The 23,520-nt window shown below is 75.0% G+C and carries 11 protein-coding genes and 1 tRNA gene; 6 read left to right on the top strand and 6 right to left on the bottom strand.

What is annotated here, in order from left to right; genetic code table 11:
* Positions 1-2: 2 nt before the first annotated feature.
* On the bottom strand, positions 3-6,905 hold the full coding sequence (locus ACGFQC_RS14765) for an SDR family oxidoreductase (RefSeq protein ID WP_363092172.1): 6,903 nt from the start codon (positions 6,903-6,905) through the stop codon (positions 3-5).
* Positions 6,906-7,625: 720 nt separating this feature from the next.
* Between ACGFQC_RS14765 and ACGFQC_RS14760 the strand changes: the two genes are divergently transcribed.
* A tRNA-Pro gene (locus ACGFQC_RS14760) sits at positions 7,626-7,702 on the top strand.
* Positions 7,703-7,847: 145 nt separating this feature from the next.
* Positions 7,848-8,603 carry a class I SAM-dependent methyltransferase gene (locus ACGFQC_RS14755; protein ID WP_363092173.1) on the top strand — a complete coding sequence of 252 codons (756 nt, stop codon included), beginning with the start codon at positions 7,848-7,850 and terminating at the stop codon, positions 8,601-8,603.
* A 320-nt stretch (positions 8,604-8,923) separates the two neighbouring features.
* On the opposite strand, the gene ACGFQC_RS14750 is transcribed toward ACGFQC_RS14755, so the two are convergent.
* The gene (locus ACGFQC_RS14750) at positions 8,924-10,009 is read right to left on the bottom strand and encodes a M12 family metallopeptidase (protein ID WP_363092174.1); all 1,086 of its coding nucleotides are present in this window, start codon (positions 10,007-10,009) and stop codon (positions 8,924-8,926) included.
* A 96-nt stretch (positions 10,010-10,105) separates the two neighbouring features.
* On the opposite strand from ACGFQC_RS14750, the gene ACGFQC_RS14745 reads away from it, so the two are divergent.
* Positions 10,106-12,007 (top strand): LuxR family transcriptional regulator, encoded by a 1,902-nt coding sequence (locus ACGFQC_RS14745; protein ID WP_363092175.1) that lies wholly within the window; start codon positions 10,106-10,108, stop codon positions 12,005-12,007.
* Between the two features lie 138 nt (positions 12,008-12,145).
* Here the strand turns inward: ACGFQC_RS14745 and ACGFQC_RS14740 are convergent, their stop codons facing one another.
* Positions 12,146-14,749 (bottom strand): CHAT domain-containing tetratricopeptide repeat protein, encoded by a 2,604-nt coding sequence (locus ACGFQC_RS14740; RefSeq protein ID WP_363092176.1) that lies wholly within the window; start codon positions 14,747-14,749, stop codon positions 12,146-12,148.
* Positions 14,750-15,049: 300 nt separating this feature from the next.
* On the opposite strand from ACGFQC_RS14740, the gene ACGFQC_RS14735 reads away from it, so the two are divergent.
* The 3 genes from ACGFQC_RS14735 to ACGFQC_RS14725 are packed head-to-tail and all read left to right on the top strand — an operon-like array spanning position 15,050 to position 17,635.
* Entirely contained in the window at positions 15,050-16,486 is a 1,437-nt protein-coding gene (locus ACGFQC_RS14735; protein WP_363092177.1) for a S8/S53 family peptidase, read from the top strand.
* 7 nt (positions 16,487-16,493) lie between these two features.
* Entirely contained in the window at positions 16,494-17,132 is a 639-nt protein-coding gene (locus ACGFQC_RS14730) for a sigma-70 family RNA polymerase sigma factor (protein WP_363092178.1), read from the top strand.
* A 5-nt stretch (positions 17,133-17,137) separates the two neighbouring features.
* Positions 17,138-17,635 (top strand): hypothetical protein, encoded by a 498-nt coding sequence (locus ACGFQC_RS14725; RefSeq protein WP_363092179.1) that lies wholly within the window; start codon positions 17,138-17,140, stop codon positions 17,633-17,635.
* A 467-nt stretch (positions 17,636-18,102) separates the two neighbouring features.
* On the opposite strand, the gene ACGFQC_RS14720 is transcribed toward ACGFQC_RS14725, so the two are convergent.
* The 3 genes from ACGFQC_RS14720 to ACGFQC_RS14710 form a co-directional block, all read right to left on the bottom strand.
* Entirely contained in the window at positions 18,103-20,322 is a 2,220-nt protein-coding gene (locus ACGFQC_RS14720; RefSeq protein ID WP_363092180.1) for an NADP-dependent isocitrate dehydrogenase, read from the bottom strand.
* 329 nt (positions 20,323-20,651) lie between these two features.
* Complete coding sequence (locus ACGFQC_RS14715; protein WP_363092181.1) at positions 20,652-21,743, bottom strand: mechanosensitive ion channel family protein; 1,092 nt, start codon at positions 21,741-21,743, stop codon at positions 20,652-20,654.
* 209 nt (positions 21,744-21,952) lie between these two features.
* Positions 21,953-23,485: an amino acid permease gene (locus ACGFQC_RS14710; protein ID WP_363092182.1), complete on the bottom strand. Its 1,533-nt coding sequence runs from the start codon at positions 23,483-23,485 to the stop codon at positions 21,953-21,955.
* Positions 23,486-23,520: the final 35 nt, after the last annotated feature.

Genomic DNA, 23,520 nt, shown 5'->3' with positions numbered 1-23,520 from the left:
GGTCACCAGCCCGAGGCGGTGTGGACGACGGCCGTCGCGGACTCCTCGCCCCAGGCCAGCTCCCGCAGCAGCGCCGCGGTGCCCTCCTCCGGGTCGATCAGCCGGATGCCGCGCCGGGCGTACTCGCGGGCCAGCTCCGCGCCCACCATGCCGCCGTGCCCGGCGGCGGGCGCCCAGGGACCCCAGTGCACGGTCAGCGCGCGACGGCCGGTGCGGGCGGCGAAGGCGGTGCCGAGGGACTCCAGGGCGTCGTTGGCCGCCGCGTAGTCGGCCTGGCCGCGGTTGCCGAGGACGGCGGAGATGCTGCCGAACAGCACCGTGAACGCGGGCGCGGCGGGCAGTTCCTCCAACGCCGTGAGCAGTGCCCGGGCACCGCCGGCCTTCGTGCCGTAGACCCGGCGGAAGGACTCGGCGCTCTTCTCGGCGATGAGCCGGTCCTCGATCACCCCGGCCGCGTGGACCACGCCGTCGAGCCGGCCGTGCTCGGCGTGGATCTCCTTCACGGCCTGGCGGACGGCGTCCGGTTCGCGGAAGTCGACCGAGCGGTAGCGGGCCCGGCTGCCGAGCGCGGCGAGTTCCGCCAGGGTCGCCCTGATCTCCCTCTGGGCGAGCAGGAGTTCGGCGGCGCGGTTGATCTCGGCCGGCGTCGCCCCGCCACGCGCGGCGAGCGCGGCGCGCAGCTGCGCCGGGGTGCGGGCGGCCGCCGTGTCCGCGTCCTCCGGCCCGTCCGGCACGGGGGTGCGGCCGAGGAGTTCCAGACGGCAGCGGGCCGCACCGGCGAGCGCCGCGGCGAACTGCGCGGTGATGCCCCGCGCCCCGCCGGCCAGCACCACCACCGAGTCCCGGTCCAGGCCCAGCGCGACGGCCTCCGCCGCGCCGTCCCCGGCCGGTCCGGCGCCCGTGCCGGCGAGGGCGCCGAGCGGGGCCTCCACCAGCTCGAACCCGTGCCGCCCGGCCGCCGACCGCACCACGACCGGCACACGGTCCGGGGCGGCGGCCTCCAGCGCCACGGCCTCGGCGACCGCGGCGGGCGAGACGTCGTCGAGGTCGACGACCCGCGCCACCGTCTCCGGGTACTCCCGGGCCACGGTGCGGAACAGGCCGCGCAGCCCCGCCGACCGCGCGTCGTCGCCGGCCGGCCGGACGGCCAGCAGCCACCTGGGCCCGCCCGCCAGGGCCGCCTTCAGCACCGGGAACGCGTCCGGCAGCACGGACGTGCCGTCGTCCGCGAGCGCGCCGAGGTACAGCACCCCGTCCACCGGCCCGTCCCCGTCACCCGGCAGGTGGTCCCGGCCGCGTACGACGACCTCGGCGCCCGACGCCGCGATCGCGGCCGCCACGCCGGGAGCGTCACCGAGGACGAGCCAGCGGGTGCCGGGGAACAGGGCGTCGGGGTCGGCGCCGCCGGGGCCGTCCAGGAGCACCGGGCGCAGGACGTGCCGGCGGGGCGGCTCACCGGTCACGGCCTCCGCGGGCGCGGGCCCGTCCGCCACGGGAGCCGGCTCGTCCGGGGGCGCCGCCGTCTCCGGCACGGCGGGCGTGCCCAGCCGGGCCGTGAGCCAGCCGGTCACCGCCGCCGCCGTACGCGCCTTCGCCAGCTCCTCCAGTTCCGCGTCGGTCATCGCGGTGAGGTCCGCGCCGCTCCCGGCACCCAGCCGCCTGGCCAGCTCACCGGCGATCTCGGCCCGCTTGATGGAGTCGATGCTGAGGTCCGCCTCCAGATCGAGGTCGGGTTCGATCATGTCGACCGGGTAGCCGGTGCGTTCGCTGATGATCTCCAGGACCACCCGCTGGACGTCCACGGGCCCGGCGGTCTCCGGCGCGGGCTCCTGCAGCAGTTCCGGCTCCGGCTCCGGCGGCGCCGCCGCGGCCGGCAGGCCGGGCGCCTGCGGCACGGTCACCACCGCGGGCAGCGGCGCCTGCGGGGGGACGGGCGCGGCGGCCGGGGCCCCGGTCGCGCCGCCGAAGTAGGTGAGCAGCACGTCCCGTTGGGCGGCGATCATCTCCCGGCTGGTGCGCAGGAACTCGGCGACGAGCGCGTCCCGGTCGGACGGGAGGCCGTGCGGGGGTTCGGTCGTCACAGTCGTCTCCAGGGTGTCCGTGGTGTCCGCGACTCGTCGGGCCGGTGCGAGGGCACCGGGGAGCAGGGCGCCGGCGGCGGTGCGGACGAGCTGCCCGTCCACCGTCCAGCCGGGGACCCGGGGCGCGGGGGCGCGTACCGCGTCGACGGCGTCCCGGCCGCGCAGCAGCCGTCCGGTGCGCACCGGCAGTCCCGCGACGGCCAGCCGGGCGAGGGCGTCGAGCCAGTCGCGCAGGCCGCCGCCGGGGCGGGGCTCGCAGGCGACCGCGGTGTGCGGGCGCTCGCCGAGGATCTGCCCGACCAGCCGGGTCAGCACCGATCCGGGACCGGCCTCGACGAAGACGCGCGCGCCCGCCTCGTACATCGACTCGATCTGCTCGACGAAGGAGACGGGGGCGCCGATCTGCGCGGCGAGCTCGGCCCGGACCGCGTCCGCGCCGGCGGCGTACGGGGCGGCCGTGCGGTTGGACCACACCGGGAACTCGGGGGCGTGCACCGGGTGGGCCGCGAGCACCTCGGCGAAGCGGTCGCCGGCGCCGGCCACCAGCGGGCTGTGGAAGGCGCACGCCACCGGGATCCGCCGGGCGTCGAGACCGGCCTCGCGCAGCAGCCGTACGGCCTCGGCGACCGCGTCGGTCGGACCGGAGACGACCGTCTGACGAGGGGAGTTGCGGTTGGCGACGACGACGGTCTCCGGTGCGCCGGCCGCCTTGAGGGCCTGCTCCACCTCCTCGGCGTCGGCGGCGACCGCGGCCATGGTCCCCGGGTCCTCGCCGGCGGCCCCGAGGATCGCCGCCGCCCGCTCGCCGCTCAGCTCCAGCAGCGTCTCGGGGGCGAGGGCCCCGGCGGCGCACAGGGCGACCAGCTCGCCGTAGCTGTGGCCGGCGGCCATGTCCGGTTCCACGCCGGCGGCCGTGAGCAGCGCGTGCGCGGCGAGCCCGGCGACACCGAGGGCCGGTTGCGCCACCCTCGTGTCGGTGAGCGCGGCCCGCTGCCGGTCCCGGGTGGCGTCGTCGAACGCGGCCGGCGGGTACAGCGCGTCGGCGTGCGCCCGCCCCAGTTCCAGGTGCGGGCGCAACTCGGGCAGGGCGACGAACAGTTCGGCGAGCATGCCGGGGCGCTGGCTGCCCTGCCCGGGGAAGAGGAAGGCGACCTTGCCGCCGTCGGCCTCCCCGGCGCCGGCCAGGTGGATCCCGCGGGCGGCGGGGGCGGTGCCGGCCGGGGCGTCGAGCACGGCCCGCAGCTTCCCGGTCAGGTCGTCCACGTCGTTCGCCACGACCGCGATCCGCACCGGGTCGCTGCTCGCGTCCGAGCGCCGTGCCGCACCGAGCGCCAGGTCGCGCAGGCGCCACGGGCGGCCGTCCGTCCCGGCGGCCCGCAGCACCTCCTCGACCGCGTGCCGGGCCGACTTCTCGTCCCGGCCGCGGAACACGAACAACTCGGCCGGCCAGGCGTCCAGTCCCCGCGCCGGCGGCACTCCGTCGGCATGGGCGGCCAGCACCACATGGAAGTTGGTGCCGCCGAAGCCGAACGCGCTCACCCCGGCCAGGCGTTCGGCGGCGGGAGCGGCCCACGGCCGGGCCTCGGTGTGGAAGGCGAACGGGCTGCGGCCCGCGTCCCAGGCCGCGTTGGGCGCCTCGACGTGCAGCGTCGGCGGCCGGACGCCGGTGTACAGCGCGAGCACCGCCTTGATCAGGCCGGCCAGCCCGGCCGCACACTTGGTGTGCCCGATCTGCGACTTGACCGAGCCGATCACACAGCTGCCGGCCTCGGCGCCCGCCTCGCGGAACACCTCGTCCAGGACGGCGAGTTCGGTGCGGTCGCCGACCACCGTGCCGGTGCCGTGCGCCTCGACGAGACCGACCCGTGCCGCAGAGACGCCCGCGCTCGCGTAGGCCCGCTCCAACGCGGACCGCTGCCCTTCGGGGCGGGGTGCGGTCAGTCCGAGGGAGCGGCCGTCGCTGGAGGAGCCGAGGCCCTTGACGACGCCGTAGATCCGGTCGCCGTCGCGCTCGGCGTCCGCGAGCCGCTTGAGGACCACGCAGGCCACGCCCTCGCCGAGGGCGATGCCGTCGGCGGAGCCGTCGAAGGCACGGGAGCGGCCGGTGGGGGAGAGGGCGTGCACCGAGGAGAACAGGACGTAGTCGTTGATCCCGTTGTGCAGGTCGGCACCGCCGCACAGCACGACGTCACTGGTGCCGGCGAGGAGTTCCTTGCAGGCGGCGTCGACCGCGGCCAGCGAGGAGGCGCAGGCGGCGTCGACGGTGTAGTTGGCGCCGCCGAGGTCGAGCCGGTTGGCGATCCGGCCGGAGATGACGTTGGCGAGCATGCCCGGGAACGAGTCCTCGGTGAGCCGCGGCAGCTGCTCGTCCAGGCCCTGCGGCACCGTCCCGTAGTAGGAGGGCAGTACGGCCCGCAGGGTGGCCGCGTTGGAGAGGTCGCTGCCGGCCTCCGCGCCGAACACCACCGAGGTGCGGGAACGGTCGAACTCCCTTCCCCCGTCGCCGTATCCGGCGTCCTCCAGGGCTCGCCGGGCCGCTTCCAGGGACAGCAGCTGGACCGGCTCGATGTGGCCGAGGGAGGCGGGCGGGATGCCGTAGCGCAGCGGGTCGAAGGGGATCGGGGGCAGGAAGCCGCCCCACTTCGACGGGGTGGACGCGCCGTGGTGCACGGCCGGGTCCCAGCGGTCGGCCGGGACCTCGCCGACCGCGTCCACGCCGCCCACGACGTTCGCCCAGAACGTGGACAGGTCGGGTGCCTGCGGGAACATGCAGGCCATGCCGACGACGGCGATGTCGAGCGGCGCGGGCGCCGGGGGGCGCGGCGCCTCCCTGAAGCCGAGTTCGGCGGCCCGCCGGGACAGGAACGCGGCCGCTCCCGTCGTCACGGACGCGTGCAGCGCGGCGAGCGTCGTGGTCGCCGAGCGCAGTACGGCCACCTCGCCCGCCATGAACATCCCCTCGGCGAGCTGCCGTTGCTCGTCGACGGGCGCGAGGGCGCCGTCCGCCTCCCGCGTCACCCCCTTGCTGGCGAGGCGCAGCCGTCCGACGTTCAGCCGCTCCAGCTCCTCCCAGATCCGCCGGTCGGGGACGCCCTCGGCGCGCAGCCGGGCCTCCTGCGCGCGGTAGCCGGCGGCGAACGGGCTGGGCACGCAGCGCGTGGCGTGCCCAGGCGCCGACTCCAGCAGCGTGGTGCGGTCGGCGGCCAGCACCTGCCGCTGGAACAGCGGCCGGATCGCCCCGTGCGCCACCGCCTCCTCGGTGAACAGGTACGCCGTGCCCATCAGGACGCCGACGGCCGCCCCGCGCGCGGTCAGCGGCGCGGCGAGCGCGGCGACCATCGCGGCGGACCGCTCGTCGTGCACCCCGCCCGCGAAGAACACCTCGAGGTCACCGGCGTCGCCGCCGTCCTCCAAGTAGTCTTCCAAAACGGTGAGTTGAGCCTCCCACAGCGGGAAACTCGCCCGCGGTCCGACATGCCCGCCGCACTCCGAGCCCTCGAACACGAACCGGCGCGCACCGGCCTGGAGGAACTGCCGCAGCAACCCCGGCGACGGCACGTGCAGGAAGGTCCGGATCCCGTCCCGCTCCAGCGCCTGCGCCTGCGCGGGCCGCCCACCCGCGATGATCGCGTGCGTCGGCCGCACCTCGCGCACGGCCTCCAGTTGTGCGGCCCGTACGTCCTCCGGCGCGAAGCCGAGCACGCCGACCCCCCAGGGCCGGCCGGCCACCGCGTCCCGCGTCCCCGTCAGCATCGCCCGCGTCCGCTCACCGTCGGCCAGCGCCAGTGCCAGGAACGGCAGCGCCCCGTCCGCGGCGACCGTCGCCGCGAACCCCGCCTCGTCGCTGACCCGCGTCATCGGTCCCTGGGCGACCGGCAGCCGGGTGCCCAGCGCGCGGCTCATCGCGGACCCCGCCGCCGGTGCCCGCGTGGCCCCCTCGTCGCCCACGGCGTCGCGCACCGCGTCGCCCACGGCGTCGCGCACCGCGTCCCGCAGCGCCCGCACAGTCCGCCGTGCGTCCCCCCATCGGTCGGCGAACCGGGCGGCGAGGAAACCGTCCTGGCCCACCGGCAGCAGCCGGGTGCGCGGGTCCCGCCCGCCGAGCAGGGCCGCGACCTCCTCGGGTCCGGCGTCCCCGGGGAGGGGCGGGACATCGGCGCCGCGGCGCAGCAGCACCCGGTGCCCGGCCACGACTACGGTCTCCGAGCCGTCCAGGGGGCGCAGGGCGGCGGCCGTCGCCTCGGGCAACGAGGATTCGGCGAGCAGCGCGAGCTGTGCGTCGAGGACGACCCCGGCCGCCCCGCCGGCCACCGCGGCGGCGGCCGTGTGCGGGCCGATGCCCCCGCAGGCCCACACCGGCAGGTCCTGCTCCGGGGCGGAGAGCAGCTGTTGGAGCAGCACGAAGGTGCTCAGCGTGCCGGTCCGGCCGCCGCATTCGCCGCCCCGCGCGATCAGACCGTGCGCACCGGCGCGGGCGGCCTCCCGGGCGCCCGGGAGGTCGGTGACCTCGACGAGGACACGGTGCCGGGCGACGAGTTCGCCGAGCGGCCAGGCCGAGTCTGCGGCCAGCACCACCGTGTGCGGACCGTCGGTTCCGAGGTCGGCGGGGGACAGCCGGCAGCGCGTGCCGACCCTGACCCCGAAGCCGCCCGGCGCCGAGCGCCGCAATCGGGCCAGAGCCTCGCGCGATCTTCGGCCACCGTCGCCGAGATCGAGCACACCGAGGCCGCCGGCCCCGGCGATCGCCAGGGCGAGCCCGGCATCGGGTTCGCCGAATGGAGTGATGCCGATGATCATGTCCTCGCAGCGCACAGCGGACGTCATTGATTCTCCGAATCAAGGTGAAACCGCACGGTGGGGGGTTCGGGACAGCAAAGGCGTGCACCGGGATCCCGGCGGGAGAAGATCACCGCGGAATGCCGTGGAAAGCGCTTTTCGGAGCGCGTCGAAAGGTAGTGGGCTTATTACTCGCCAGTCAACGTTTGAACGACCGCTCGGTTTTTTGTCGCATTGATTCGGTCACCTTCGGAGAAAAGGCCACGGTGGAGGAAAACGGATCTATTGCTTTTCTCGTCGGCCCGGTTCATCCGGTCCACACATTGTTGAAACATGCACGAGCGACGGAAATGGGTTCTTTTGGAGTGCATGTCCGGAAAGCGGGGCCGAAAGGTCCGCCCGAACGTGGCCCGCGGGGAAAATCCGCGTGTCGCGTCCGAGTGACCGGGAAGGGACCGGATCCGCCCGTCCCGCGGCGCACCCTGCGGGGGTGCGCCGTTCGGCGCGCGGCGTGCCCCCCGTCCGGCGCGATGGCCGGGACGCGGTCGCGCGGCGCGTCGTCGGTGAAGGTGGTCGCCGTGATGCCGACGACCATGCGCGGCGGGTCGCCGAAGTCCGTGTCCTCGCGGGCCGCCCGGGCCGCCCGGGCCTCCCGGGTGGCGGACCGCCCGCCGGGCCCGGCGCCCCGTCCGGCCGGGAGCACGGCACCGGTACGCGTGCGGTAGTGTTTACCTGTGCGTTCCCACGGTTCACCGGCGCGGGACGCGGCGGGACGTGGCGCAGCTTGGTAGCGCACTTGACTGGGGGTCAAGGGGTCGCAGGTTCAAATCCTGTCGTCCCGACCAGCACGATGTGGTCGGAGGCCGTCTTCTCGGACGAGGAGGCGGCCTTCTCCGTGCCCGGGGTCCGGTCACGGGCCCTCGACGGCGGCTGCCGTCGAGGGCGGCAAACCATTGGACAGCTCCCGGACGCCGGACCATCGTGGAGCCCATGGAGCAGCAGCAGATCTGGGACGCCGACACCGCGGGCCGCTACGACACTCCCGGCACCGGCATGTTCGCCCCCGAGGTCCTCGGACCGGCCGTCGACCGGCTCGCCGAACTCGCTTCCGGTGGAAGGGCGCTGGAGTTCGCGATCGGGACCGGGCGGGTGGCGGTGCCGCTCGCCGCGCGGGGCGTGCCCGTCACCGGCGTGGAGCTGTCCCGCCCGATGGTCGGACAACTGCGCACCAAGGCGGACGAGTCGGCGATCCCGGTGGTCGTCGGAGACATGGCCACGGCCCGCGCACCGGGGGAGTACGCACTGGTCTACCTCGTCTACAACACGATCTCCAACCTCCTCACCCAGGCCGAGCAGGTCGCGTGCTTCCGCAACGCCGCCCGCCACCTGGGACCCGGCGGCCGGTTCGTCGTCGAGCTGTGGGTGCCCGAACTGCGCAGGCTCCCACCGGGACAGGAGGCGACCGTCTGGCACGCCGAGCCCGGTTACATCGGCCTGGACACCTACGACGTCCTGCACCAGCACGTCGTCTCCCACCACTTCAGGTTCGACGGGAGCGGCCGGCAGGCGCGGCTGGACCGCAGCCCGCACCGTTACGTCTGGCCCGCCGAACTCGACCTCATGGCCCAGTTGGCCGGTTTCGGGCTGGAGTCGCGGCACGCGGACTGGACCGGCTCCGAGTTCACCGCCGAGTCCCGGTCCCACGTGTCGGTGTACCGGCTGCCGGGCCCCGCGACCGCGGAGTGAACCGCGGGGCGGGCCCCGGCGCGAACCGCCCTGCGCGCCCCGGAGCCGACCCCGGGGCGGTCTCGGCGCGGTCCCCCTCCGCACGGACTCCCCCCTGAGCCGCCGTCGCGAAGACCGCCGGACGCGCCGGGTCCGACCCGCTGTTCCCCGCCGGAGGACTCCGGCCGGGCGGACAGGCGGCCGCGTCCACGCCCCACGGCCCCGGGGCCGTGCCGGGTGCGGCCGGCGCCCGTCTCCCTCCCCCGAAGGCGACGGACGCCGGCCCTTCCCCCCGGCGCCGGACCGTGGTCCCTGGGCGCGTACGGCGCCGTCCCGTGCCGTCACCAGCACATGACGGCGGTCTCTCCCGCGCCCCAGCCGCAGTACAGCCGGACACGGACGAAGTAGCGTCGGCCCTTGACGAGGCGGGCCCCGACGGTGGCGTTGTGCGGGGTGCCCCCGTCGTCCCGCCCGGCCAGGAAGCGGGGTTCGCCGTCCCGCTCCTCGAAGACCACCAAGACCGCGTCACCGTCCCCGAAGGTGCCGAAGGCGTACTCGCGGGTCTCCGGCGGCTCGATCGTGAAGTCGGCCTGCTCGCCCGCCGCCAGCGACAGCGGCACCGAGCGGAACGGCACCAGCGCGGGCGGCCGCGGCGCGGCCGGCGGCGGATACCAGCGGAGCACGAACTCCTTGTCCATCGGCGACAGCGAACCCGGCGGGTGCACGCCCCCGCGGAACTGCTCCGGCTCCAGGATCAGCCCCGCCGGGAACGGGTACTCCATCACGGACTGCGGGTCCCACACCGAGCCGTTGACCTCGGCCGGGTCCAGCTTGCGCAGCACGTTGAAGTAGGTGCGGTCCCGGCTCCAGTGGTTCGGCGGGCCCGCCAGGTCGGCGTACACGGCCTCGTCGTCCCAGTGGATGCCGGCGAACGGACTCTGGTGCTCGTGCTGCATGCCCAGCGCGTGCCCGATCTCGTGCAGGGCCGTCCCGCGCTCCCCGGGCACGGTCAGGTCCCAGCCGAAGTTCATGGTGCGCTCGTTCAGGCCCGCCCGCAGCGCGTCCCGGCCCACCGCGGACCAGGAGCCGTCGCCCTGCTGGAAGCCGATGCGCAACTCCGCCTCCGAGCGGTCGTCGACCTCGGCGAACGACACTCCGATGCCGAGATCCGCCCACGCGCGGAACGCGTCGCGCACCACCTCCCGCTGGGCCCCGTCCCCGACCCACGACACCCACCGGGTCCCCCCGGACCCCGGCACCGGGATGACCGACCCGTCGCTGTCGCCGTCGAGGAAGCAGTAGTGCAGCACGGTGCCGTTGACCCACATCCGGCGACCGCTCATCAGCGCACCGAGCCGCTCGGCGGCCAGCCCCGGAGCGAACGCGGGGGCCGGCTGCCGCGTGAGCGAGCAGTAACGGGCGGTCATGGTCACCAGATTGCCCCGGAGCGCCGTCCCGGGCCTGAGTCGGGGCCTACTCAAGTCGCCCTGTATCAGGCATGAGTATGTGGACTCCTGTTAGACGTGACGACCTCCGTACATGACACAAGGACCCTTCGGCCGCTCTCCTCGCCGCCGTGGCCGTTCGCCGGCCGCGAGGACGAACTGGAGCTGCTGCGAAGTGCGTTGGGCGCCGGACGGCCGGGCGTCGTGGTGACCGGGCCGCCCGGCGTCGGCCGCAGCCGGCTGGCCGCGGAGGCGGTGCGCGCAACGGAGTGCGTGCGGGTGGCCGGTACGCCCGAGACCCGCGGCACCGCCTTCGCCGCCTTCGCCCACCTCCTGCCCGAGGGCGTCACCCTGCACCGCGCGGTCCACCTGCTGTCCGGTGTGCGGCTGCTGCTGGTCGACGACGCCCAGCTGCTGGACGACGACTCCGCCGCAGTCGTCCACCAGCTGGCCGTGCGGGGACGCACCCGGCTGCTGGTCCTCGTCGCGGACGGCGTACCGGCGCCGGATGCCGTGGCCCGCCTCCGTTCGGGTGACCTCCTGCCGCGGCTGGCGCTGGAGCCCCTGCACCGTGCGGACGTCGCCCAGCTGCTGGCCGCCGTGACCGGAGCCGCTCCGGAGCCGCTCACCGTCAACCGGCTGCACCGGCTGGCCGGGGGTGACCTCGGTCTGCTGCGTGACCTGCTGGACGCGCTGCGGGACCGGGCGCCGCTCGACCGTGGAGCGGACGGTCGGGGCCCGGACGGTCGGGAGTGGAGGTGGCGGGGGCCGGTCCCGGTGACGCCCGCCCTGCGCGAGCGGGCCGCCGCCGTGCTCGGCCGGTCCCGCCCCGAGGAGCGGGAGGTCCTCGACCGGCTCGCCTTCGCGGAGCCGCTGTCACTGGCCGCGGCGGTGGCGGGGCCGGACCTGGACGTTCTCGAACGGCTGGAGGCCGACGGGCTGGTCCGGGCCGACGACGACGCGACGGTTCGACTTGCCCGTCCGCTGCACGGTCCGCTGCTGCGGGCGGCCGCGGGGCGGTTGAAGGCCCGGCGGCTGGCGGCCGGCCGGCCACCGTGCGGGGCGGCGCTGGAGGCGGAGGCGGCGGAGTTGCTGCGGCGCATCGACGCGGCGGACGTGCGGTCGGGGGCGGCGCCGGTGGGGGACTGGCTGGTGGGGGAGGGGGAACCGGTTCCGGCCGGGTACGCGGCTGTGCGGGCGCGGTTCACCCGGCTGCGGGGGGAGCTGCGGGAGGCGGTGGCCTGGGCGCGCGAGGGGTTGGCGGGGACGCCGGGGGACGCGGGGTGCCTGTCCGAACTGGGTTTGGCCGCAGCACAGTCGGGGGAGTCCGCCCCCGCCGTCCCTTCCCGGCCCGACCCTGGGGGCCGCCGCCCCCCGACCCCCGTTTTCGGCCCTGGAAGGGCCTCGTCCTCACACTCCCCCGGAGGGGGGATTCACGGACGGGCCGGATACGGCCCACCGGACCGGACGGGTGGGCAGGGGGCGCCCACCGGAACGCCGGACCGGGCGAGCGCCGGTGACGCCGTACGGCCGGCCGCTCCCGAAGGCGGCGTCTTCGCGCGGCACGCCGAAGTCCTGGCCCGCGGGGACGGGCCCGGACTCGACGGGGTCGCCGCCGAGCTGGAGGAGCGGGGGTTCCTGCTGTTCGCGGCCGAGGCGCACGCACAGGCCGCGCGACTGCACCGGGACCCGCGCGCGGCCCGCACCGCCCGCACCCGCGCCGTCGCCCTGGCCCGCCGGTGCCAGGGCGCCCGTACCCCCGCCCTGGCGGGACTGGTGCTGGGCGAACTCACCGCCCGGCAGCGCCAGATCGTCACGCTCGCGGCGACCGGCCTCAGCAACCGGCAGATCGCCGAGCGGCTGACCCTGTCCGTCCGCACCGTAGGCAACCACCTGTACGGCGCGTACACCCGCCTCGGCGCGAGCGACCGCGCGGCGCTGCCGTGGCTGGTGGACCTGCCCGGCGCCCGGACGGCCTGATCCACCGGGCGGCCGGGGTTCGCTTCCGGCGGGCGGCGGGTGCTCGCATCCGGTGGGTGTCCGGCGTTCGCATCCGCGGGGCCACGGAGGTCCCGTCCGTCGGACCACGGGGGTGCCCGTCCGCCGGGCGGCGGGCGTTCACGCGGCTCCGAAGGCGGTGAACGCCCACCCCGTCGCCTGGTGCAGCGCGTCCCCCGGCAGGGCGGCGCGGGCGTCGCGCAGCGCCTCCGCCAGGGACAGGCCGGCGCTGACCCCCTTGTGCAGGGCCAGCATCAGCGCGACCACCGCCTCGTCGTTGACCGGTGCGCTGCTCGCCACCACCCCGGCCGTGCCGAGCGGCAGCAACGCCGTCACCAGGCCGAGGAGTTCGTCGGCGCCCACCGAGGCGAGGCGGGCGGTGTCGCAGCTGGAGAGGATGATCCGGTACGGACTGCGGGCCAGGCGCTCGAAGTCGTGCACGATCAGCGGGCCGTCGGCCATGCGCAGGGACGAGAACATGGGACTGTCCGCCCGGAAGGTGCCGTGGGCGGCGATGTGCGCCAGCGCGGCCCCGTCCAGTGCCTCCAGCACCCGCGGCACCCGCGCGTCCGCGTGCTCCAGCACCGTCGGTCCGCCGTACCGGCCCGCCACCTCCGGCACCTCGGCACCCCCGGACGCCAGGCCCGGCCCCCGCACCAGCACGTGCCGCCCGTCCGGCACGGGGTCGGTCTCCCGGGCCCGCAGCCAACTGCTCGCCGACGGCGACACGCTGAGCACCCGCTCTCGCAGGGCCGGCAGCAACGCCCACGGCACCTGGTGCAGCCGGGCCGGGGGGACGATCACGACCGGGCCGGGCCCCAACCGCGCGGCGGCCTCGCCCAGCAGCAGGTTCTCCAGTCGCCGGCCGGCCGCCTCCACCACCGGCAGCCGCGCGTCCGCGCCGGGGTGCGCCAGCCGCCGCAGCCCGGCCTGCACGTGCTCGGCCTCCCGCTCCGCCTCGGCCACCGGCCCGCCCGCGAACCTGCGCACCCGTCCGCCCCCGCACAGCAGCACCTGCACCCGTCCGTCCAGTACGGCGATCTCCACCAGCCGCCCGTCGCCGAGCCGTTCCAGCAGCCGGCCCGCGTCGAACCGGTCGCCGTCCCCGGGGGAATCGCCCCGGATGTGCAGGGTGCGGGAGCGGATCTCCCGCTCCAGACGGCGCTGTTCGCGCTCCAGCGTCGGCACCGGGCGGCCGTCCATCCGCGCGCCCTCCGCGCGGGCGGCGATCTCGCGGTAGGCGGTCAGTCCGCTGAGCAGCGCGGGATCGGCGGGCGGCCGGGTGGGCGGCGCCGACAGGACGGTGGCCCGCCAGCGCTCGCTCCACACCAGCAGTCGCCGCGGGCCGCCCCGTTCCAGGCTCACCTGCTGGGCGAGCGCGGCGAGTTCGGCTCCCTGGGCGGTGGCGCGGGCCCGCAGCTCGGAGGCGCCCAGCGTGGTGCGGTGGTCGTCGAGGACGTCGAGGCCGCGCCGGCAGGCCTCCAGGACGCCCCGCCGCGAACCGGTCGCCCGCGCCCACAGCGCCTGCGCCGCCCAGCCCGTCATCCGGGCCAGCGGCGGCCCGCTGCGCCGGCTGCGCGCGGCGACCGCCAGATAGCGTTCGGCGTCCTCGGTCCAGTGCAGGTCCAGCGCGATCCGGCCCGCCAGCAGCCAGCCTTCCGGCGCGGCGGGCGCCCCGAAGGAGGACAGCCGTTCCGCCACCCGCACCGCGTCCGCGACCAGCCGCCCCGAACTCCGCCCGGTCGCCACCCGCGCCTCGATCAGCACGAGTCGGGCGTGCGCCTCCCACCAGGTGCGGCGCTGACCGGCGAACAGCCGCACGGCCAGCGCCGCCCGCGCGGTCGCCGTGCCCGGATCGCCCGCCAGCCGGGCCGCCTTCGCCGCGGCCAGCAGCAGTTCCGCCTTGCGGGTGGACTGCCCGCCGATCCCGTCGAGGACCGTGATCGCCGCGTCCGCCTCGGCCAGCGCCTCGGGCGCCAGCCCGGCCGCCATCAGCACCTCGCAGCGACGGATGTCGAGCATGAAGGTGGGCGTGCCCAGCTTTGCGTACCGCTCCTCGGCCTCGTCCAGCAGCCGCAGTGCCGCCGGGACGTCCCCCGAGCGGAACGCGGCGAGCCCCCTGCTCTCCACCGCGTCGGCCTTGTCGTGCTCCTGGCCGGTGGTGTCCCACAGTGCCTCGGCCGCCGTGAAGTCGGCGTCGGCCCGCTCCACCGCGCCGAGCGCCAGGTGCACGGTGGCGCGCAGGGTGAGGGCGCGCGCCGTCCAGATGACGTCGTCCGCCTGCCGCAGCACGGTGATCGCCCGGCGCAGGTCGTCCAGCGCCTCGCGGTGATGGCCCAGCACCCACCAGGAGTACGCCCGCCGGTACCGCACGCGCGCGCGGGTGTGCCCCGTACCGCGCTCGATGCCCCGCTCGAACGCCGCCAGGCCCTGCCGGGTGCGGCCCGCGTGGACCAGGGCCACGCCGAGGGTGGCCAGGACGTCCGCCTCCCGCTCCGCGGAGTCGGCGCGCGCCGCCAGCGTGCGGGCGCGCCGCAGGTGGTCCAGGGCGAGACGCAGGTCGCCCCAGTCCCGCTGCCAGATGCCGATCACCTGGTGGGCGACCGAGGCGTGCAGGGGCGGGGGATCGGTGCGCAGCACTCCCTCCGCCCCTGCCAGGGCGTCGTTGGGGGCGGCGAACACCAGGGGCAGCAGTTCGAGCACCGTGTCGTTTCCCGCTGTCACCCCACGGATGGTAGTGCTCCGGTCGCATCGCACACAGGGCTGAGGTCATTTCGGGTTGTACTTGTGAGACGCCACGTCAACGGGACGCGCACACCGCCCGTCCCGCGTCCCCCGAAGCGTGGCCGCGCACCGCCCGCCGTGCGCCTCTCGAAGCGTGGCCGCGCACCGCCGGGCGCCGCCGCGTACGCCGAGGGCGTGCGGCCGCAACCGCGCCCCTCCCCGCTGTCGTCGCACCACCTGTATCAGACAGGGGTTCCGCGGGTCTGATAGACGACCATCGGGTTCAGGGGAGGACGGGTCATGGCACCACGGAGATTCCACGAGCAGTTCGGTCAGATCCAACGCGCGCTGCCGGGAGTGCCGTTGGCGATGGGCCCGGACGACTCCGCCGAGTTCATCTACGAGAAGGGCGTCGTCCTCGCGCGCGACGGCGAGGAGGCCCAGGTCGTCGAGGACGCCGTCCGCACCCACTTCACCGCGGTCCCCGACCTCACCCCCGACCACGTGCGCCGGGCCGGACCGCAGGCCAACCGCTCCGGCATCACCCGCATCCAGGTCGCCGACCCCGGCCAGGGCGTGCCCGGCACCGACCGTGCCGTCGCGGGCGCCCTGCGCGCCCTGCGGGGCACCGAGGACCGCGTGGGCCGCCGGCTGGTCAGCCGCAACCACGTGGTGTCCATCGCGGTCAACGCCTGCCCCGGCGACGAGCCGGTGCCCGTCGGCCACGACGCGCCGCCCAACCCGGCCGCGGCCCGGACCGCCCACGACCCGGACGGCGCCGTCGGCGTGCTCGTCGTCGACACCGGCCTGATGCACGACCACCGCTCCTACTCCCTCCTCGCCCACACCGAGGGCGACGCGCAGCTCCGGGAGACCGACGACGACGGCGTCCTCCAGCAGTACGTCGGCCACGGCACGTTCATCGCCGGGCTCGTCGCGGCCGTCGCCCCCAACACCGACATCACCGTGCGCAACACCCTCAACGACGCCGGCGCGATCCTCGAGTACGACTTCGGCGACAAGCTGTTCGAGGCCGTCGAGCAGGGCGGCTGGCCCGACATCCTCAGCCTCTCCGCCGGCACCTCCAACGGCCGCGTCGACGGCCTGCTCGGCGTGGCCGCCTTCATGGAGGAACTCCGCGCACAGCGAACCCTGTTGGTGGCCGCCGCCGGCAACAACGCCAGTGCCACGCCCTTCTGGCCCGCCGCCTACGCCGCCCTGCCCGAGTACGCGGACGCGGTGCTGTCGGTCGGCGCGCTGCGCGGCGACGGGGAGTTCGGCGCCTGCTTCAGCAACCACGGCCCCTGGGTACGGGTCTACGCCCCCGGCGAGCGCCTCACCAGCGCCCTCACCGGATTCGGCAGCCCCGTCCCGTACGTGTACCAGCACTCCACCTACGACGCCTGCCGCTACGGCTTCGCCTACGCCTGCACCTGCCAGTCGCCGCGCCACACCGGGGTGTTGAGCGAGGATCCGGCGGCCGGCGCGGGCAAGCCCGACCAGGTCATGTTCGAAGGACTGGCCTCCTGGAGCGGCACCTCCTTCGCGACGCCCGTCGTCGCCGGCCTCGTCGCCGCGCACATGACGGCCGACGGTCTGACCGACCCGCGCGCCGCCGCCCGCGAACTGCTCGCCGCGCACGCCGAATCGGCCGAGGTGCGCGGAGCCCACGTGCCGGCGCTGCTGCCGGCCACCTGGACACCGGTGCCCGTCGGGCAGCCGGCCGTGCCGGCGTGAGGGCGTCATGAGGTCCGGGCCCGGCCCCGTCACGGCGTACGATGACGTGCCGTACACGAGGGGTGGGACCGTGGACCGTAGTGAAGTCGGCGCGCTCGTCCAGTCCGCCGTCGACGGTGACACGGCGGCCTGGAAGGCGATCGTGGAAGGGCTGAGCCCGCTGGTGTGGTCCGTCGTGCGCGCGCACCGGCTCTCCGACGCCGACGGGCACGAGGTGTACCAGACCGTGTGGTTCCGGTTCGCCCAGCACCTCGGGCGGATCCGCGAACCCGACAAGGCGGGTTCCTGGCTGGCGAGCACCACGCGCAACGAGTGCCTGAAAGTGATCAAGAGTCTGCGCCGGCTCACCCCGACGGACGATCCCCAGCTGCTCGACCGGATCAGCGAGGACCGCACGCCGGAGCAGGCGGTGCTGGACTCGGAGGAGGCGGCCGCGCAGAGTGAGCGCGTCCGCCACCTCTGGCAGGAGTTCGAGGCGCTCGGCGAGCGCTGCCGGCAGTTGCTGCGGGTGCTGATCTCCTCGCCGCCGCCCAGCTACCAGGAGGTCTCGGCCGCCCTGGGCATCGCCGTGGGCAGCATCGGACCGATGCGCCAGCGATGCCTGCGCCGCCTGCGGGCCCGACTCGACGCACGGGGAGCCTTGTGAGCCACATGGACGACGACATGGACGACAACGCCTTCGACGACGCCTTCGACGACACCCGCCACGACGCGCGGTTCGACCACGCGGGCCTGGAGGCGGAACTCCGCGAGGCCGCCGCGATCCTCGACCCGGTACCGGCCGAGCTGCGCCGGCTCGCCGTCGAGGCCTACGCGCTGCACGACATCGACGCGCAGATCGCCGAGCTGACCTTCGACTCGCTGGTCGACGCCATCCCGGTCAGGGGAGCGGTGGACGTCCCGCGGATGCTCACCTTCCACACCGGCGGACTCACCGTCGACATCGAGGTGACCTCCCGGGGCATCATGGGCCAGCTGCTGCCCCCGCAGTCCGCCTCCGTCGAGGTCCTCGACGGCCCCCGCGCCGGAGCGGCCCTGACCGCCGACGACATGGGCCGCTTCACCAGCGAGGCCCGGCCCGCCGGCCCGTTCGCCCTGCGCCTGCGCACCGGCGGCGAGGTGGTGGTCACCGAGTGGATGCGCGCCTGACACCGTCCGCCACGTGACTGCGGCCGTCCCGGCGGGCGGGGCGGGGACCGGCCCGCCACGGAGCGGAGGCGACCCGCCCGCGCCGGGCTCCGCGCCCCGCCCCCCGCCCCGCGCCCCGCGCCCCGCCCCGCGCCCCGCCCCGCGCCCCCCGCCCCGCGCCCCGCGCCCCGCGCCCCGCGCCCCGCGCCGCGCCCCGCGCCCCGCGCCCCGCGCCCCGCGCCGGGCCCCGCGCCCCGTGTCCGCGCCGGGCCCCGCGTCCCCGCCGGGCCCGCGCCCGTCAGCCGGGGACCGCGTCGACCAGTTCCGCCGGTGCCGCGGCGAGCCGGGGCAGCCCCGGACCCGCCGGACCGCCCGGCGTGCGCCTCCGCCCCGACACCTGCGCCCGCCCCTACCCGTGACCGCGCCCGGACGTGCCTCCGCCCCGGCCGGCGGTGTGCCGGTCGGGGCGGAGGTCCGGCGGGCGGGCGTCAGCTCAGGGAGGCGAGCAGCTCGTTCCAGGTGGCCGACGGACGCATGACCGCCGCCGCCTTCGCCGGGTCGGGCTGGTAGTAGCCGCCGATGTCGGCAGGCTCGCCCTGGACGGCGTTCAGCTCCTCGACGATCTTCTGCTCGTTCGCCGCGAGGGTCTCGGCGAGCGGGGCGAAGGCCTTCGCGAGGTCGGCGTCCTCGGTCTGCCGCGCCAGCTCCTGCGCCCAGTACAGGGACAGGTAGAAGTGGCTGCCGCGGTTGTCGATGCCGCCGACGCGACGGGTCGGGGACTTGTCCTCGTTGAGGAAGGTCGCCGTGGCGCGGTCGAGGGCGTCGGCGAGGACCTTCGCGCGGGAGTTGCCGGTGAAGTCGGCGTACTGCTCCAGCGACGGGACCAGCGCGAAGAACTCGCCGAGGGAGTCCCAGCGCAGGTAGTTCTCCTTGACCAGCTGCTGGACGTGCTTCGGCGCGCTGCCGCCGGCGCCCGTCTCGAACAGGCCGCCGCCCGCCATCAGCGGGACCACCGACAGCATCTTGGCGCTGGTGCCCAGCTCCAGGATCGGGAACAGGTCGGTGAGGTAGTCGCGCAGGACGTTGCCCGTGACCGAGATGGTGTCCTCGCCTCGGCGGATGCGCTCCACCGACAGCTTGGTGGCCTCGACCGGGGCGAGGATCCGGATGTCCAGGCCCTCGGTGTCGTGCTCCGCCAGGTAGGCCTGGACCTTGGCGATGAGCTGCGCGTCGTGGGCGCGGGTCTCGTCCAGCCAGAACACGGCCGGGGCGCCGGTGGCGCGGGCACGGGTGACGGCCAGCTTGACCCAGTCGCGGATCGGGGCGTCCTTGGTCTGGCAGGCGCGGAAGATGTCGCCCGCGGCGACCGGCTGCTCCAGGACCACGTTGCCGGCCTGGTCGACCAGGCGGACCGTGCCGGCGGCCTTGACCTCGAAGGTCTTGTCGTGGGAGCCGTACTCCTCGGCCTTCTGCGCCATGAGGCCGACGTTGGGGACCGAGCCCATGGTCGACGGGTCGAAGGCGCCGTGGGCGCGGCAGTCGTCGAGGACGGCCTGGTAGACACCCGAGTAGGAGGAGTCCGGCAGCACCGCGAGGGTGTCGGCCTCCTCGCCGTCCGGGCCCCACATGTGGCCGGAGGTGCGGATCATGGCCGGCATCGAGGCGTCGACGATGACGTCGGACGGCACGTGCAGGTTGGTGATGCCCTTGTCGGAGTCGACCATCGCCAGGGCCGGGCCCTCGGCCAGCTCGGCCTCGAAGGAGGCCTTGATCGCGTCGCCCTCGGACAGGGCCTCCAGGCCCTTGAGGATGCCGCCGAGACCGTCGTTCGGGGTCAGGCCGGCGGCGGCCAGGGCCGCGCCGTACCGCTCGAAGGTCTTCGGGAAGAAGGCGCGCACCACGTGGCCGAAGATGATCGGGTCGGAGACCTTCATCATCGTGGCCTTGAGGTGCACCGAGAACAGCACGTCGTCGGCCTTGGCGCGGGCGATCTGCGCGGTCAGGAACTCGCGCAGCGCGGCCACGTGCAGGACGGAGGCGTCGACGACCTCGCCCTCCAGGACGGGGACGGACTCGCGCAGGACGGTGGTGGTGCCGTCCTCGCCGACCAGCTCGACGCGCAGCGCGCCGGCCTCGGAGATCACGGCGGACTTCTCGGTGGAGCGGAAGTCGTTCTCGCCCATGGTCGCCACGTTGGTCTTGGAATCCGCCGACCAGGCGCCCATGCGGTGCGGGTGGGTCTTGGCGTAGTTCTTGACCGACGCGGGGGCGCGGCGGTCGGAGTTGCCCTCGCGCAGGACCGGGTTCACGGCCGAGCCCTTGACCTTGTCGTAGCGGGCCTGGACGTCCCGCTCCTCGTCGGTCTGCGGGTCGTCCGGGTAGGCCGGCAGCGCGTAGCCCTGCGCCTGGAGCTCTGCGATCGCGGCCTTGAGCTGCGGGATCGACGCCGAGATGTTCGGCAGCTTGATGATGTTCGCCTCGGGCGTCTTCGCCAGCTCGCCCAGTTCGTGCAGGGCGTCCGGGATCCGCTGGTCCTCGGTCAGGTACTCCGGGAACACGGCGATGATGCGTCCGGCCAGCGAGATGTCCCGCGTCTCCACGGAGACACCGGCCTGCGAGGCGTACGCCTGGACCACCGGCAGGAAGGAATACGTCGCCAGGGCCGGGGCCTCGTCAGTGTGCGTATAGATGATGGTCGAGTCAGTCACCGGTGCTCCGCTCCACGTCTGCAACATTGCTCGACATCAAGATATCTCGTGACCGACCCGGACTCGACAGGACCCCACGGCGGCCGGCCCTTTCCGGACCGGCCGCCGCACCCCGGAGCCGTCCGGCCGCCGCACCTTGGAGCCGTCCGGCCGCCGCACCCCGGAGCCGTCCGGCCGCCGCACCTTGGAGCCGTCCGGCCGCCGCGCCCTGGAGCCCTCCGGCCACCGCGCCCCGGAGCCGTCCGGCCACCGGGGCCCGGAGCCGTCCGGGGCGTTCGGGGTGTCCGGGCCCGCCGGGGTGTCCGGCCCGGACGGCCCGGACGGCGGGATCAGTCGTGCAGGGCCGCGGGCGGCACCAGGTCGTCGCCCGTGCGCTGCTGCGGGATGACCACCGTGCCCTGCTGGAGCGCCACGGTACGGGTGGGCGCCGGGATGCGGATGCCCTCGGCGCGGTAGCGGCGGTGCAGGCGCTTGATGAACTCGTGCTTGATCCGGAACTGGTCGCTGAACTCGCCGACGCCGAGGATCACCGTGAAACCGATCCGGGAGTCGCCGAAGGTGTGGAAGCGCACCAGCGGCTCGTGGTCGGGCACCGCGCCGGTGATCTCGGTCATCACCTCGGTGACCACCTCGCAGGTGACCCGCTCGACGTGCTCCAGGTCGCTGTCGTAGGCGACCCCCGCCTGCACCAGGATGGTCAGCTGCTGCTCGGGGCGCATGAAGTTGGTCATGTTCGACTTGGCGAGCTGCCCGTTGGGGATGACCACCAGGTTGTTGGAGAGGGCGCGCACGGTCGTCTGCCGCCAGTTGATGTCCTCGACGTAGCCCTCCTCGCCGCTGCTGAGCCGGATGTAGTCGCCGCGCTGCACGGTCTTGGAGGCGAGGATGTGGATGCCCGCGAAGAGGTTCGCGAGGGTGTCCTGGAGGGCCAGCGCGACGGCCAGGCCGCCGACGCCGAGGGCGGTCAGCATCGGCGCTATCGAGATGCCGAGGCTCTGGAGCGCGACCAGGAAGCCGAGCGCCAGGACCAGCACCCGCGTGATGTTCACGAAGATGGTGGCGGATCCGGCCACACCGGAGCGGGCGTGGGTGACGCTCTGCACCAGCCCGGCGACCACCCGGGCCGCCGACACCGTCACCGCGAAGATCAGCAGGACGGTCAGACTCTGGTTGACGGTGTGCTGGACGGACTTGGTCAGCGGCAGTACGGCCGCCGCGGCCGCCCCGCCGCCCACCAGCGCCGCCCACGGCACGACCGTGCGCAGCGCGTCCACGACGACGTCGTCGCCGCTCCACTTGGTGCGCTTGGCGTGCTTGGCCAGCCAGCGCAGCAGCGTCCGCGACGCGAACGCCACCAACAGGCCCGCGGCCAGGGCTATTCCGGCGAGGACGGCGTCGTCGAGGGTCAGCGCGCGGTTCACCGGTCGCCTCCGGAGGGACGGTTCGCGGCGAAGGGGGTTGCCGACGGCCGGATGTGATGTGTCGTCACTTGGGTCACCTGCTCGGTTCCGGGAAGTGCGAAGTGCGGTCGCGCCCGTCCCGTGCACGGACGCGACCGCTCATCCTGCCGTATGCGCGACGGCGGTTCGTACCCGGTGACCGGCTCGGACGACGGGCTCGGACGACCGGCTCAGACGATGCCTTCGGCCAGCTCCGCCTGCTCCTTGTCCGAGCCGTACGCCGCCGTCGTGGGCGTGCCGTAGGAACGGCGGGCCACGAACCACCACACCGTGGCGAGGGCCAGGACGACGACGAGGGCGAGGGACGCGTAGTTCATGGTGTCCGCCGTCACCGGCGAGGACTGCGGCAGGCAGAACAGCACGGTCACGCAGGCCACCCACACCACGGCGATCCAGCCGATCGGCCTGCTCCAGCGGCCCAGGTTCCAGGGACCCGGCCGGAAACGGTCCCCGGCGCGCAGACGCAGCAGGACGGGAATGGCGTACGCGGGCGTGATGCCGATGACGTTGATCGCGGTGACCGCCCCGTAGGCGGTCGCGGAGTACAGCGACGGCAGGGCCAGGACGCAGGCGACGCCGACCGACAGCCACACCGCGGCGACCGGGGTCTGGGTGCGGGCGCTGACCTTGCGCCACAGGTGCGAGCCCGGCAGGGCGCCGTCCCGGCTGAACGCGAACACCATCCGGCTGGCCGCGGCGACCTCGGCGTTGCCGCAGAACAGCTGGGCGACGATCACCACGAGCAGCAGCGCGCTCGCCCCGTCCGTGCCGAGCCCGTCCAGGAGGATCTGCGCGGGCGGCACGCCGGTCGCGGTGGCGCGCGTGGCGTCGTAGTCCTGGATGGCGAAGGTGAGGCCCGCCAGGAGGGCGAAACCCGCCGCCCAGGACACCCAGATCGAGCGGACGATGCCGCGCGCCGCGGACACCGACGCGTTGGCGGTCTCCTCCGACAGGTGCGCCGAGGCGTCGTAGCCGGAGAACGTGTACTGGGCGAGGAGCAGGCCGATCGCCGCCACGTACACCGGGTTCTCCCAGCCGGTGTCGTTGACGAACTCACCGAAGACGAAGGAGGGGGAGCGGTGGTGGTCGGGGACGACGGCCAGCGCGCCCACGATGAGCGCCACCCCTGCCAGGTGCCACCACACGGAGACCGAGTTCAGGACGCTGACCAGGCGGACCCCGAACAGGTTCAGCACGGCGTGCAGCAGCAGGATCGCCATGAAGATCAGCATCGTCTTCTCCGGCGTCGGCTCGAAGCCCCACTGGAGGTTGGCGAACGCCCCCGCGAACAGGGCGGCGCCGTAGTCGATGCCGGCGATCGCGCCGAGCAGCCCGAGCAGGTTCAGCCAGCCCGTGTACCAGCCCCAGCGGCGCCCGCCGAGCCGGTCCGCCATGTAGTACAGGGCGCCGGACGTGGGATACGCGCTGGTGACCTCGGCCAGCGCGAGCCCCACGCAGAGCACGAACAGCCCCACCCCGGCCCAGCCCCACAGCATCACCGCGGGACCGCCCGCGCCCATGCCGAAGCCGTACAGGGTCATGCAGCCGGAGAGGACCGAGATGACGGAGAAGCTGATAGCGAAGTTGCCGAAGCCGCCCATGCGGCGGGCCAGCACGGGCCGGTAGCCCAGTTCGCGCAACCGCTGCTCCTCGTCGGGCCGCGGGACGGGCGTGGCGAGCGGTGGTTCGGTAGTGCCGGACATGCCAAATCCTCCGAAGGGTGGTCGGACGGGGACGT

It is taken from the genome of Streptomyces sp. NPDC048734, from assembly GCF_043198675.1.
Classification (GTDB): domain Bacteria; phylum Actinomycetota; class Actinomycetes; order Streptomycetales; family Streptomycetaceae; genus Streptomyces.
The sequence above is the reverse complement of the archived record's forward strand: the minus strand, read 5'-3'. Positions and strand labels throughout refer to the sequence as shown.